13 protein-coding genes are annotated in these 12,649 nt (G+C 71.8%); 2 read left to right on the plus strand and 11 right to left on the minus strand.

Translation table 11 applies throughout. The features are described from left to right. Positions 1–85: 85 nt before the first annotated feature. From J7E94_RS06090 to J7E94_RS06100, 3 genes are all read right to left on the minus strand, one after another. Complete coding sequence (locus J7E94_RS06090; protein ID WP_215013012.1) at positions 86–4,441, minus strand: AAA family ATPase; 4,356 nt, start codon at positions 4,439–4,441, stop codon at positions 86–88. A 148-nt stretch (positions 4,442–4,589) separates the two neighbouring features. After that, positions 4,590–4,808 (minus strand): hypothetical protein, encoded by a 219-nt coding sequence (locus tag J7E94_RS06095; protein WP_030032603.1) that lies wholly within the window; start codon positions 4,806–4,808, stop codon positions 4,590–4,592. A 349-nt stretch (positions 4,809–5,157) separates the two neighbouring features. Beyond that, a complete protein-coding gene (locus tag J7E94_RS06100; RefSeq protein WP_215013014.1) occupies positions 5,158–5,439 on the minus strand; it encodes an acylphosphatase in 282 nt (93 codons plus the stop codon). Between the two features lie 136 nt (positions 5,440–5,575). On the opposite strand from J7E94_RS06100, the gene J7E94_RS06105 reads away from it, so the two are divergent. Next, a complete protein-coding gene (locus J7E94_RS06105) occupies positions 5,576–6,442 on the plus strand; it encodes a CAP domain-containing protein (protein WP_215013017.1) in 867 nt (288 codons plus the stop codon). Between the two features lie 46 nt (positions 6,443–6,488). Here the strand turns inward: J7E94_RS06105 and J7E94_RS06110 are convergent, their stop codons facing one another. Continuing rightward, positions 6,489–7,094, minus strand: coding sequence for a flavodoxin family protein (locus J7E94_RS06110; protein ID WP_215013019.1), 606 nt, complete (start codon positions 7,092–7,094; stop codon positions 6,489–6,491). A gap of 120 nt (positions 7,095–7,214) precedes the next feature. Between J7E94_RS06110 and J7E94_RS06115 the strand changes: the two genes are divergently transcribed. Then, positions 7,215–7,631 carry a helix-turn-helix domain-containing protein gene (locus J7E94_RS06115; RefSeq protein ID WP_215013021.1) on the plus strand — a complete coding sequence of 139 codons (417 nt, stop codon included), beginning with the start codon at positions 7,215–7,217 and terminating at the stop codon, positions 7,629–7,631. On the opposite strand, the gene mutM is transcribed toward J7E94_RS06115, so the two are convergent. The 7 genes from mutM to rsmD all read right to left on the minus strand — a co-directional run bounded on the left by mutM (position 7,604) and on the right by rsmD (position 12,579). Then, entirely contained in the window at positions 7,604–8,464 is an 861-nt protein-coding gene (mutM, locus tag J7E94_RS06120; RefSeq protein ID WP_215013022.1) for a bifunctional DNA-formamidopyrimidine glycosylase/DNA-(apurinic or apyrimidinic site) lyase, read from the minus strand. The genes J7E94_RS06115 and mutM overlap by 28 nt on opposite strands. A gap of 82 nt (positions 8,465–8,546) precedes the next feature. Next, a complete protein-coding gene (gene rnc, locus J7E94_RS06125) occupies positions 8,547–9,320 on the minus strand; it encodes a ribonuclease III (protein ID WP_215013024.1) in 774 nt (257 codons plus the stop codon). Positions 9,321–9,339: 19 nt separating this feature from the next. Continuing rightward, positions 9,340–9,513, minus strand: coding sequence for a 50S ribosomal protein L32 (rpmF, locus tag J7E94_RS06130; RefSeq protein ID WP_003965982.1), 174 nt, complete (start codon positions 9,511–9,513; stop codon positions 9,340–9,342). 2 nt (positions 9,514–9,515) lie between these two features. Further along, positions 9,516–10,226, minus strand: a complete 711-nt coding sequence (locus tag J7E94_RS06135) for a DUF177 domain-containing protein (RefSeq protein ID WP_215013026.1) — start codon at positions 10,224–10,226, stop codon at positions 9,516–9,518. Positions 10,227–10,295: 69 nt separating this feature from the next. Then, complete coding sequence (locus tag J7E94_RS06140) at positions 10,296–11,396, minus strand: cell division initiation protein (RefSeq protein ID WP_215013027.1); 1,101 nt, start codon at positions 11,394–11,396, stop codon at positions 10,296–10,298. A 110-nt stretch (positions 11,397–11,506) separates the two neighbouring features. Continuing rightward, positions 11,507–11,986 carry a pantetheine-phosphate adenylyltransferase gene (gene coaD / locus J7E94_RS06145; RefSeq protein WP_215013075.1) on the minus strand — a complete coding sequence of 160 codons (480 nt, stop codon included), beginning with the start codon at positions 11,984–11,986 and terminating at the stop codon, positions 11,507–11,509. A 14-nt stretch (positions 11,987–12,000) separates the two neighbouring features. Then, the gene (gene rsmD / locus J7E94_RS06150; protein ID WP_215013028.1) at positions 12,001–12,579 is read right to left on the minus strand and encodes a 16S rRNA (guanine(966)-N(2))-methyltransferase RsmD; all 579 of its coding nucleotides are present in this window, start codon (positions 12,577–12,579) and stop codon (positions 12,001–12,003) included. Between the last annotated feature and the right edge of the window lie 70 nt (positions 12,580–12,649).

Consider the following 12,649-nt stretch of genomic DNA (forward strand, 5'->3'; position numbering starts at 1 on the left):
TTCACCTTCTGAAGTCAATAGGGGGAGTCAGGCCTTTGCGTCGGAGTGAAGCGAGCCACAGTGTTCACTTCCTGAAGTGAACGGGTCAGCGCAGCCGCTGGCTGATGACCTTGGAGACCCCGTCGCCCTGCATCGAGACTCCGTAGAGCGCGTCCGCGACCTCCATCGTCCGCTTCTGGTGCGTGATGACGATCAGCTGTGAGCTCTCCTGGAGCTCCTCCATGATCCTGATCAGCCGCTGCAGGTTGGTGTCGTCGAGCGCGGCCTCGACCTCGTCCATCACGTAGAACGGGCTGGGCCGCGCCTTGAAGATGGACACCAGCAGGGCCACGGCGGTGAGCGAGCGCTCGCCGCCGGAGAGCAGCGACAGCCGCTTGACCTTCTTGCCCGGCGGGCGGGCCTCGACGTCGACCCCGGTGGTCAGCATGTTGCCGGGGTCGGTGAGGACCAGCCGGCCCTCGCCGCCGGGGAACAGCCGCGAGAAGACCCCCTCGAACTCCCGGGCCGTGTCCCGGTACGCCTCGGTGAAGACCTGCTCGACGCGCTCGTCGACCTCCTTCACCACCTGAAGGAGGTCGGCGCGGGTCTTGCGCAGGTCCTCGAGCTGTTCGCTGAGGAACTGGTGGCGCTCCTCCAGCGCGGCGAACTCTTCCAGCGCCAGCGGGTTGACCTTGCCGAGCTGCTGGTAGGCGCGCTCGGCCGCCTTGAGCCGCTTCTCCTGCTGGGCGCGGACGAAGGGGCCGGGCTGGTTCCGCGGGTGCTCTGTGCCCTCGGCGTCCTGTGGCAGCTCCTCGCCCTCGGCGGGCGGGGAGGGCGGCACCGGCTGGTCGGGGCCGTACTCGGCGACGAGCCCGGCGGCCTCCATGCCGAACTCCTCCAGCGCCTTGTCCTGCACCGCCTCGATGCGCAGCCGCTTCTCGGCGCCGAGCACCTCGCCCCGGTGCACGGAGTCGGTGAGCTTGTCGAGCTCGCCCTTCAGGTCCCGGGCGCCGGTGCGGGCTTCGCCGAGCTCCCGCTCGCGCAGGCCCTTGGCGTACTCGGCCGCGGCGCGCTCCTCGTCGGCGCGGAGGAGGGAGACCTCCACGTGCGCGAGGAGCTGGCGGGCCCCGTCGGCGACGGCCCGGGCCACCTCCGCCTCATGCCGAAGCCGTGCCCGGCGCCGCTCGGCCCGGGCCCGGGCCTCCCGTTCCGCCCGGGCCCCCCGATCGAGTGAATCGGCTCGCCCGGCCAGGCCCTTGACCCGCTCCTCGTGGGTCCGGAGCTGGAGCCGGGCCTCCATCTCCGTCTGCCGGGCGTTGGCCCCGTCGGCGGCGAGCCGGTCCCGCACGGCGGTGTCCGGCTCGTCCTCTACGGGCATCTCCTCGGCGGTGGCCAGCCGTTCCGCGCACTCCTCGACGTCGGCCAGCGCCTGTTCGAGCGCGTCCTGGGCCTTGGCCGCGGCGGCGGCACTGCGCTCGGCCTCGCCGGCGGCCCCCTTCGCCTGCCCGGCGAGCCGCCCGAGCTGCTGCGCGACTCCAGCGCGGGCCTGCTCGGCGGTCCGCCGCCGCGCGGCGAGCTCCTCGACCAGGGCCGCGGCGTCCTGCCGCCGTTCCTGGGCGGCGGCCTGGGCGGCGGCCAGCTCCGCGCACTGCACGTCCAGCCGGGCCAGCTCCGCCGCGGCCTCGTCCACCGCGGCCTGCACCTCGATCAGGCTGGGCGCGCCCGCGGAGCCGCCGTGCGCGAGATGTGCCCCGAGCACGTCTCCGTCCAGGGTTACGGCGACGGCATCGGGCCGCTGCGCGACGAGGCTCTCGGCCTCGTCGAGCGTCCCGACCACGACGTGCTCCCGCAGCACCCACGCGACGGCCCGCCACACCTCGGCATCCCCCTGCACCAGCTCCGCAGCGGCCACCCCGCCTACGGCTCCGCCGCCGGGTCCCGACCCCGAACCCGGCGCCTCAATCGCCGGCGGGGCTGAATGCGCGGGGCTCCGCCCAGGGCCCTGGGGCCCAGCCACCGGCGGAGCCGTAAGTGCGGAGCTCGGCCCCGGCACCGTCCCCATCCCCATCGCCGGCGCGGCCGGGACGGGGCTCTGCCCAGGGCCGTGGGGCCCCGTCACCGGCGCGGCCGGAAGTGCGGAGCTCCGCCCCGCAGCCCGCGCCTCAAACGCCGGCGGGGCTGAAAGCGCGCGGCTCTGCCCAGGGCCGTGGGGCCCCGTCACCGGGGCCGGAAGTGCCGCGGCGCGGCCCTCCGGCGCGCCGGGGCAGCCCGGATGCTGGGACCGCAGCTCCAGCCCCGCCGGCGTTTGAGGCGCGGGTCCGGGCAGAGCCCGGTCTCGGGAAGGGGCGGGGTGGGGGAAGACTCCCTCGGCCCCGGCCGAAGCCGCCGAGTCCAGGGCTGGGTCCTGAGGGGCGGGGTCCCGCCGGCCAGACCCCGGAGCGGACACCCGGTCCGGCAGGGCAGCCGGCCCGGCGGAGCCCGGGGTCTCACCCGGGAGGGAGGCACCCGTCGCGGCAGACCCCGGAACCGACACCCGGTCCGGCAGGGCCGCCGGGCCGGCGGAGCCCGGGGTCTCACCCGGGAGGGAGGCACCCGTCGCGGCAGACCCCGGAACCGATGCCTGAGCCGGCAGGGCAGCCAGGCCGGCGGGGGCCGGGGTCTCACCCGGGAGGGTCGGCGGGTCCGCCGGGGCTGCGGCGCGGCCCGGGAAGGCAGTCGGGCCGGTAGGGGCCTCGGTCCCGCCCGGGAGGGCAGGGGTGATCAGGAGGGTCGCGCGGCCCGCGTCCGCGGTGCGGAGGTGGCGGATCGCCGCGGCCGCGAAGGCCGGGGAGGACACCGCCACCGCGTCCGCCGCCGAGCCCAGCGCAGCGGCCACGGCGACTTCGTAGCCCGGGGTCACCGACAGCCGCTCCGCCGCCGGCCCCAGCAGCCCGGCCAGCCGTTCGCGCGCCGCGAGCAGCGCCCCCGTACCGTCCTTGCGCCGCAGCCCGAGCGCCAGCGCGTCCCGGCGCGCCGAGACCGCCGCACGGGAGCGTTCCGCCGCGGTGACCGCATCCCGCGCAGCAGCCAGCCCGGCTTCCGCCGTCGCCAGCTCCGCCCGCGCGGCCTCGTGCTCCGCGTCCACCGACGGGTCGTCGAGGCCGCCGACCTCCTCCGCCAGGGCCTCGTACTCCTCCTGCGCCGCCACCGCCCGGGACTCCGCCTCGTCGCGCGCCGCGACCAGCCGGTCGATCTCCGCCTGCGCGGCGCCCGCCCGCGACCGGGCCGCGCCGAGCCGCCCCGTCAGCCGGGCCAGCCCCTCGCGCCGGTCGGCGATGGCCCGCGCCGCGTCCCGCAGCCGCCGTTCCTCCTCGGCCAGCGCCCGCTCCAGCTCCGCCCGGTGCGCGGCCGTGTCCTCCAGCGCGCGCGAGGCCGCCTCCAGGGCCGCCGTCAGTTCCGCCTCCTGCTCGCGGATCCGCGCCGCCTCCCGCTCCATTTCCTCCGGGTCCCGGCCCCGCCGCTCCTCCTCCACCGGAGCCGTCGCACTCTTGACCCGGGCGTCCGCCAGGGACGCGGTGCCCCGTACCCGCTCGGCGAGCTGCGACAGCTCGTACCAGGTCTGCTGCGCCCGCTGGAGCCGGGGCGCGAGCTCCCGTACCGCCTGCTCCAGCTCCGCCTCGCGCCGCAGCGCGCCCGCGAGCTGCGCCTCCGCCTGCTCCTTGCGCTGCTTCAGCGCGGCCTCGTCCGCGATCTCCGCGTCGAGCGCCCGCCTCAGTGTGACGAGGTCGTCGGCGAGCAACCGCAGCCGCGCGTCCCGCAGGTCCGCCTGGATCACGGCCGCCCGCCGGGCCACCGCCGCCTGCCGCCCCAGCGGCTTCAGCTGCCGCCGCAGCTCTTCGTTGAGGTCCTGCACGCGCGCGAGGTTGGCCTGCATCGCGTCCAGCTTCCGCAGCGCCTTCTCCTTGCGCTTGCGGTGCTTGAGTACACCCGCCGCCTCCTCGATGAAGGCGCGGCGCCCCATGGGGTCGGCGTGCAGTACGGAGTCCAGCTGGCCCTGTCCGACGATGACGTGCATCTCGCGGCCGATGCCGGAGTCGGAGAGCAGTTCCTGGATGTCGAGGAGGCGGCAGGTGTCCCCGTTGATCTGGTACTCGCTGCTGCCGCCGCGGAACATGATCCGGGTGATGGTGACTTCGGCGTAGTCGATGGGCAGTGCGCCGTCGGAGTTGTCGATCGTCAGCGAGACCTCGGCGCGCCCCAGCGGCGGACGCCCGGTGGTCCCGGCGAAGATGACGTCTTCCATCTTCCCGCCGCGCAGGGATTTGGCCCCCTGTTCGCCCATGACCCAGGACAGCGCGTCCACCACATTGGACTTGCCGGAGCCGTTCGGCCCCACCACACACGTGATGCCGGGTTCGAAGCGCAGGGTGGTGGCGGAAGCAAAGGATTTGAAGCCGCGCAGGGTCAGGGACTTGAGGTGCACGCCGCCGGACTCTACCTTTCAGGTTCCGTTTCGCCCATGAAGGCGCAGGGCACGACAGACGACAAAGGAATCGGCGGCAAAAGAAAGAAGGGACGCCGGAGCGTCCCTTGCAGATCATGCGAGGCTGGAGTCGTGCGACGTTATGGGATCAGGTGAGCGCAGGCTCCGCCTGGGGTACGTCGATATCGATGCTGTCCAGCAGCGAGTCTCCGTCGTGCTGAGCGGCGGCCGCGTTCAGCGCGTCATTTTCGGACTGAATCCGTACGAGCTCGGACTCGAGGTCCTGGACGCGCTGCTGAAGCCGTCGCATCTCGGCGAGGAGTCGCGGATCGGAACCGCCGACGTAACCGAGAAGCGCCTTTGCCATGATGGATGGTCCTCCACATTGAGTGACCGACCGAAGCGGTGTGGGTCGTGAGGGAATCGCACCCGCGGATGTCCGGCAGCGACTGTCAGTCACTGCGCTTACTACTGCCAGCACTGCCAAACAGCTCAGGTGCGCGGGGCTTCCAGCGTCTCACCAAAAAGTTTGACGGTCAACACGATCACGCCCCGTATCGGCGGGCGACCCGGCCCCTGCACGGGGCGTGGAGATCATCCTCACCTCCGAGCCTTCCACGGATCTGCCGTGTCGGCAATGCGTCGGCGAAGAATGCGCAGATCCGACCAGGTAAGGACGGTCCGGAGATGTGATCAGTACATGATCAGCCGATCCGTCAGCGGATGGCGAACCCGTCATAGCCACCGCGCGGTGTGCCCCAGATCTCTGTCACACCGTCCACCCGGCCGGGCGTGTCGGCCGAGCGCAGCCAGTCCAGCAGCCGGTGGCAATTCTCACGTTGACCTTCCGCCACCACCTGCACTCGCCCGTCGTCGAGATTGAGTGCGAAGCCGACCACGCCGCCGACCTCCAGGGCGTTCTCCCTGGTGAACCAGCGGAAGCCCACTCCCTGTACACGGCCGCGCACCCACGCGGTCATGCGGACATCTTCATTCATGCGTGAACGCTAACCGGGCAAACACTTTCGGGGCACATCGCCCCCTGGGGCCATGGCGTACAGTCGCGCACCAATGAACTCACCCGTTTGGGTGAGTAAGGGACGATCTTGACCTGGTAAGGAAGGCATGACGCCGATGGGACGCCACCGACTCCCCGCCCCGCCGCGCCGCGACGGCAAGCGCGGCACCGCCGTGCGCAACGGCCTGCTGGGTGTCTCGGCGGCCGTGGCCCTGGGCACGGCGGCGGTCACGACCGGCGTGGTGCCGGTCGGCCAGTCCTTCCCCTATGTGGGGGTCAGCGGTACCGGTTCCGCGGGCGGCGCGCAGGCGAAGGCGAAGCCCTCGGCGAGCCCCGACAACACGACGGAGCAGCAGGGCGGCCTCGCCAGCCTGTCCGGCCGCACCTCCGCCGGCACCGGCGCCTCCCCCTCCGGCACCCCGTCCGCCTCCCCGTCGCCCTCGGCCTCGCCGAGCCCGTCCGCGTCGCCCTCGCCGAGCGCCTCCCCCTCGGCCGCGCCCTCCACGAAGGCCCCGCAGAAGGCGCCCGCCCCGGCGCCCTCGAAGCCGGCGACCAAGGCCCCGGCTCCGGCACCGGCGCCGGTCACCCCGCCGGCCTCGGACGGGCACTCGGCCGAGGAAGCCGCCGTACTGGCCCTGGTGAACCAGGAGCGCGCCCAGGCCGGCTGCGGTCCGGTCCGGGCCAACCCGCCGCTGGCGGCGCTGGCCGGGGCCTTCAGCAAGGACATGGCCGTCCGCGGCTTCTTCGACCACACCGACCCCGACGGGAACACCCCCTGGGACCGCGCCACCAAGGCGGGGATCTCGGGCATGGGCGGCGAGAACATAGCCCGCGGCCAGGGCGACGCCACGGCCGTGATGAAGGCCTGGATGAACAGCCCGGGCCACAAGGCGAACATCCTGAACTGCGAGTTCCGCACGCTGGGCGTCGGCGCCTACTTCGCCGCCGGCGGCCCCTGGTGGACGCAGGACTTCGGCTTCTAGCCCGCGCCTGCCACTCCCGCTGCCCTCGCTACCGGCGCAACGGCGACTAGACCGCCGCGAGTGCGGCGCGGCCCGCGACCACGACCCGGGTGTGCTCGGCCACCCGGCGGCCGAGGTGCTCGGCGGTCGCGATGTCGGCCTTGTGGACGGCGTCCACACCCCCGTCGGAGTTGGTCTGGGCCGCCGCGCCGGCGAAGACGCCGAGGCGGTTGAGGTCGTTCTCCGAGGCGGTGCTGGCGTTCCAGCCCGGCTTCAGGCCCAGGTTCACCCAGCTCATGCCGTGCTGCGCGGCCAGGATCTGGAAGAACTGGAGCGTGTGCAGCTTGTCGCCGCTCTTGGAGGCGGAGTTGGTGAAGCCGGCGGCCACCTTGTCCTGCCAGGCGTCGCCGAACCAGCGCTTCGAGGTGGCCTCGGCGAAGACGTGGAAGGCGCCGGAGGCGGTGCCCATGTAGGTCGGGGAGCCGAAGACGATCGCGTCGGACGCGTCGAGCAGCTCCCACTGCGCGTCGTCGATCTCGTCGACCTTGATCAGGTGGACGGTGGCGCCGCCCTCGGCGGCACCGGCCCGGACGGCCTCGGCGATGACGGCGGTGTGGCCGTAGCCGGAGTGGTAGGCAATCGAGACGACGGGGGTGTGCGTGGTACCGGACAAGGCGGGTCTCCTCGGTAAGTCTCGCCGCACCACCGGGCGGGGGGCGACGGGAGAAGACAATCACTAACTTTTAGAAAGCGCAATCCCTCAGTTAGCGCTACCCGGGGGTACGCTTGCTTCATGGAGACACCAGCCATCTGTACCGAGGCCGAACAGGCCGCCGGATCCGATCTCCCGTTCGACGCCTTCGCGCGCGCCTGCCCCTCCCGGGAGACCCTGGAGCACGTCACCGGCCGCTGGGGCAGCCTCACCGTGGGCGCGCTGCGCGAGGGCCCGTGCCGCTTCAACGAGCTGCGCCGACGGGTGGAGGGCGTGAGCGAGAAGATGCTCTCCCAGACCCTGCACGCGCTGGAGCGCGACGGCATCGTCAACCGCGAGGCGCAGCCCACGAACCCGCCCCGCGTCGACTACGAACTGACCCCGCTCGGCGTCGAGGTCGCGAACCGGCTGCTCGCGCTCATCCACTTCCTGGAGGGGAGCATGCCGCAGGTGCTGACCGCCCGTGCGTCCTACGACGAGACGCGCGGCGGCCGCTGACAGCGCGGGCAGAAGTAGCTCGACCTGTTCATCCACGGGCGGCGCCGCATCGGCGTACCGCAGCGCCGGCAGGGCTCGTCCTCCCGCCCGTAGGCGTCGAGCGAGCGGTCGAAGTAGCCGGACTCGCCGTTCACGTTGACGTAGAGGCTGTCGAAGCTGGTGCCCCCGACATCGAGGGCCGCGTTCATGACGTCGCGCACATGCCCGAGGAGTTCCGCGCTCCGGGGGCGCGTGAGGGTGAGGGTGGGGCGCTCGTAGTGCAGTCTGGCGCGCCACAGCGCCTCGTCCGCGTAGATGTTGCCGACCCCGCTGATCAGCGACTGGTCCAGCAGCGCCCGCTTGACGGTGGTCCGCTTGGCACGCAGCGCGAGGTGGTAGGCCCCCTCGTCGAACAGCGGGTCCAGGGGATCGCGCGCGATGTGCGCGATGACGTCGGGCAGCCCGTCGCGCGTGTTCTCGTGCAGGGAGAGCCCGCCGAAGGTCCGCTGGTCCACGAAGCGCAGCTCGGTCCCGGCGTCGTCGTCGAACCGCACCCGGATCCGCAGGTGCTTCTCGTCCGGGGCGTCCTCGGGCTGTACGAGCAGCTGCCCGCTCATCCCCAGATGCCCCAGCACGGACAGGTCCCGCCCCTCCAGGGGCAGCCACAGGTACTTCCCCCGCCGCTGCGGCACCCCGATCGTCTGCCCGCCGAGCCGCGCCGCGAAGTCGGCCCCGCCGGCCGGATGGCGACGTACCGCCCGCGGGTGCAGGACCTCGACGGACTCGACGGTCCGCCCGGCCACCCAGCGCTCCAAGCCCCGCCGCACCACTTCGACTTCGGGCAGCTCTGGCACGTGTTCCTCCGGGTGGGACGTGGGGCGGACAGGAAAACCCCGCCGCACCGGGGTGCGACGGGGTCACTGTAAAAGAAAGCGGTCAGGCGTCCGGCGCCGGGTCGGCGGACTTCGGCGCCCCGCCGTCCGCGGCGGCACGGATCCCGCGCCAGGCGGACTCCGCAGCCTGCTGTTCCGCTTCCTTCTTGCTGCGGCCGGTGCCGGTGCCGTACGAGACACCACCGACGCGAGCGGCAGCTGTGAAGGTCTTCTCGTGGTCCGGGCCGGTCTCGGTGACCAGGTATTCCGGTACGCCAAGGCCTTCGGCCGCCGTGAGCTCCTGGAGACTGGTCTTCCAGTCCAGGCCGGCCCCGAGGTTGGAGGACTTCTCGATGAGCGGGTCGAAGAGCCGGTGAACCAGCTCCGAGGCCGCGTCGAGGCCCTGGTCGATGTAGACCGCGCCGATCACCGCTTCAAGGGTGTCGGCGAGGATGGAGGCCTTGTCCCGGCCACCCGTGCCCTCTTCGCCCCGGCCGAGCCGGATGAAGGAGCCGAGTTCGAGGCCGCGCCCGACCTCCGCAAGTGCGCGCGAGTTGACCACCGCGGCCCGAAGCTTGGCCAGCTGGCCTTCGGGGAGATCGGGGTGGGTCGTGTACAGCGTGTCCGTGACCACCAGGCCCAGCACGGAGTCCCCGAGGAACTCCAGCCGCTCGTTGGTGGGCAGACCGCCGTTCTCGTACGCGTACGAGCGGTGGGTCAGAGCACGCACCAGAAGGGCGGACTCGAGTCGATACCCGAGCCGCCCTTCCAGAAGCGTGTGGGACGAGGCCGCGTTGTTACTGTCTGCCTGCTTCTCAGCGTTGGACAGCTCAGACATTGCGCCTCTCACCAGCCGCTCAGACCTCGAGGACCTGGCGCTTGTTGTAGGTGCCGCAGCTCGGGCACGCAATGTGCTGGAGCTTCGGCTCCTGGCAACGCTCGCACGAAACCAGGGTGGGGACCGCAGCCTTCCACTGCGACCGGCGGTGGCGCGTGTTGCTGCGCGACATCTTCCGCTTCGGAACAGCCACGGCTACTTCTCCTGCTTCTCGGCGGCGCCCTGAACTCCGTCAGAGGCAGTGCCGCTCATGTTGTCCTTCTCGCCGTCCTGATCGGTCACGACGAGTCCTTGCAATGCCGCCCAACGGATGTCGACGGCGTCATGGTGGTGGTCCGGGTCGTCGTTCAGGCTGAGCCCGCAATCGGGGCACAGTCCGAGACAGTCCTCCCGGCACACCGGCTGCAGCGGCAGTGCGAGCACCACCACGTCGCGCAGCACGGGTTCGAGGTCGAACAAACCGTCCTCGAGGAAGAGCGTGTCCTCGTCGTCCTCGGCGTCGTCGGCCGGTTCCGCCTTGGAGCGGCTCCGGTCGTCGGCGTCAGGGTACGAGAACATCTCCTGGAAGTCCGCCTTGAGCTCGCGCTCGACGGCCTCCAGACACCTTACGCACTCCCCTACGGCCGATGCACGGGCGGTGCCTGTGACAAGCACCCCTTCCATGACCGACTCCAAGCGGAGCTTGAGCTTCAGCGGGGTGCCTTCCGGTACCCCGATGACGCCGGCGAGACCGAGGTCCGCCGGTGCCGCGATCTCACGGGACAGCCGCTGCATGGCACCAGGACGCCGACCCAGCTCGTGCGTGTCGAACACGAGGGGGTTGTGGTGGTCGAGGCGGGTATTCAGGGCCGTTCCTGCTTTCACAGTTCGCTGAAGATCAAATGTTCCGCCGCTTGCGGGCAGCATGGATCGCGGTGCATACGCGCGACCGAAGAGCCAGGATACCCGGCGCTTCGCCCTGAGCCCAATCCGGCCCTAGCGCCCCTGTTCGTACTGGCGCAGCTGGTCCAGATTGATCATGCTCGTGTCGAAGAAGCTGGTCTCGTCGAGCGAGGGCTGCGAGGCCTGGGCCTGGGCTTGGGCCTGCGGCTCCTGGTACGCCGCGTAGGGGTCAGGCTGCTGCTGGTACCCGGCATACGGGTCGGGCTGCTGCGCATCGTAATGCGCGGCGTAAGCCGCTCCGGTGGAGCCGCCGCTTGCGGCGGGGTACGGGTCCTGGTGGCCCTGGTAGGCGTAGCCGTCGTGCTGCTGCGGCTGCTGGGCCTGCTGGTAGCCGTACGTGTCGTACACCGGCTCCGGCTGAGCCGGGATCGGCGCCTGCGCCTGCACCGGCTGCTGGGGTTCGGCGAGGCCCGCCAGGAAGTCCGCGTCGCTCGCCGAGCGGGAGGGCTGCCCGGCCGCCGCGTCCTGGGCGGCCATGTGCGCGCCGAGGTCGTCCGTCGGCACCCGGCCCAGCAGCTTCTGCCGGCCGCGCCCGACAGCCTCCAAGGTCTTGGAGAGCACCGCCTCGAAGGTCGCCAGCTTGGTGTCCACGTACGCGTCCGCCTGCTGCCGCTGCGTCTCGGGGTCGTGGCTGCGCTCGGGCGCCTCCATGTAATCGGGGTCCCCGTAACCCTGATCGTCCGGCCCCGGGCCGCGGCCCAGCAGCTTCTCGCGGCCCCGGTCCACCGAGCCGATGGTCTTGGTGAGCACGACCTCGAAGTTCGCGAGCTTGCTGTCGACGTAGTCGTCGGCCTCGGCCCGGATCTCCTCCGCCTCCCGGCGGGCCTCCTCCAGGATCCGGTCCGCCTCGGCCTGGGAGCGCCGCGCGATCTCGGTGTCGGAGATGAGCGAACCGCGCTGGTTGTGGGCGGACTCGATGATCCGCTCCGCTTCCCGGCGGGCCTCCTCGACCATCTGCTCCCGGCCGCCGATGAGCTCCTGCGCCTGCGCGAGGGAGCCGGGGAGCGCCTGGCGCACCTCTTCGAGCCGGTCGAGCAGCTCGGCGCGGTTGATCACGCAGGAGGACGACATGGGCATGGACCGGGCGCCGCCGACGGCCGCGACGATCTCGTCGAGCTTCTTCTGTACGTCCATGGGGGCTCGCACTCTCTCGGCTCTCGGCCTCGGGCGGTTCCCGAGTCGGTCGGGACGACTGTAAGGCCACCGGGAGGGCCCCCGACACTGCCTGACGGCTCGTCAGCTCCTCAGCGGTTGCGCAGCCGCTCCATCAGCGCCGTGTGCACGTGCGCCGGCAGCAGGTGGGCGACGTCGCCGCCCCAGGCCGCGACCTCCTTGACCAGCGAGGAGGACAGGAAGCTGTAGGTGGGGTTGGTCGGCACGAAGAGCGTCTCGACACCCGACAGCCCCATGTTCATCTGGGCCATCTGGAGCTCGTAGTCGAAGTCGCTGACGGCGCGCAGGCCCTTGACGATGGCCGGGATGTCCCGCTGCTTGCAGAAGTCGACGAGCAGGCCGTGGAAGGACTCGACCTCGACGTTCCCGTAGTCGGCCACCGCCTCACGGATCAGCTCGATCCGCTCCTCGACGGTGAACAGCCCCTGCTTGGACTGGTTGATCATCACGGCGACGTGGACGACGTCGTAGAGCCTGGAGGCGCGTCCGATGATGTCGAGGTGTCCGTTGGTGATGGGATCGAAGGATCCCGGACAGACGGCGCGGCGCACGTGAGCTCCCTCGTTCATGAGTCTTCGCTGGTGGAGGCGGCGCGACCGTACCAAAGAGTGCCTTCGCCGTACTTCCGGGACCGGAGCTGCTCGAATCCGTCGGGCCACGGGAAGGCTCCGCTCCTGGTGCTGCGTTCCACGGTGACGAGCGCTTCGTCCGTGAGCCAGCCATTGGACCGGAGTGTGAGGAGGATCTCCCGAAGATCGTCGTGGCCGACGGCGTAGGGAGGGTCCAGGAAGACGATGTCGTACGGGTCCCCGCTCGCGGCGCCCGCGACGATCTGCTCGGCCTTGCCCGACCGGAACTCCGCGCCGGGCAGGCCCACCGACTTGATGTTGTCGCGGATGGACTTGGCGGCCTTGGGGTCGGTCTCGACCAGCAGCGCGTGCGCCGCGCCCCGGGAGAGGGACTCCAGCCCGACGGCGCCGGAGCCCGCGTAGAGGTCGAGGACCCGGGCGCCCTCGACGCCGTGCAGGGACTCCCAGGTGGAGAAGAGGCCTTCGCGCATCCGGTCCGAGGTCGGGCGGGTGCCGGTGCCGGGGGGCACGGCAAGCCGTCGCCCGCCGGCGCTGCCGGCGATCACGCGGGTCATCTGGGGTCCTTCTGTACGGCGGTCTGGGAGTGCCGCGGCGGCGCCGCGGCACTCCCACGATAGGTCGTGC

The organism is Streptomyces sp. ISL-94 (assembly GCF_018614075.1).
GTDB lineage: Bacteria > Actinomycetota > Actinomycetes > Streptomycetales > Streptomycetaceae > Streptomyces.

Excerpts from the sequence above, each read along its gene's own strand:
- J7E94_RS06105 (WP_215013017.1), top strand. The coding sequence starts at position 5,576 with ATGGGACGCCACCGACTCCCCGCCCCGCCGCGCCGCGACGGCAAGCGC.
- rsmD (WP_215013028.1), bottom strand. The coding sequence starts at position 12,579 with ATGACCCGCGTGATCGCCGGCAGCGCCGGCGGGCGACGGCTTGCCGTG.
- J7E94_RS06140 (WP_215013027.1), bottom strand. The coding sequence starts at position 11,396 with ATGGACGTACAGAAGAAGCTCGACGAGATCGTCGCGGCCGTCGGCGGC.
- J7E94_RS06095 (WP_030032603.1), bottom strand. The coding sequence starts at position 4,808 with ATGGCAAAGGCGCTTCTCGGTTACGTCGGCGGTTCCGATCCGCGACTC.
- rnc (WP_215013024.1), bottom strand. The coding sequence starts at position 9,320 with ATGTCTGAGCTGTCCAACGCTGAGAAGCAGGCAGACAGTAACAACGCG.
- J7E94_RS06115 (WP_215013021.1), top strand. The coding sequence starts at position 7,215 with ATGGAGACACCAGCCATCTGTACCGAGGCCGAACAGGCCGCCGGATCC.
- J7E94_RS06100 (WP_215013014.1), bottom strand. The coding sequence starts at position 5,439 with ATGAATGAAGATGTCCGCATGACCGCGTGGGTGCGCGGCCGTGTACAG.
- J7E94_RS06135 (WP_215013026.1), bottom strand. The coding sequence starts at position 10,226 with ATGCTGCCCGCAAGCGGCGGAACATTTGATCTTCAGCGAACTGTGAAA.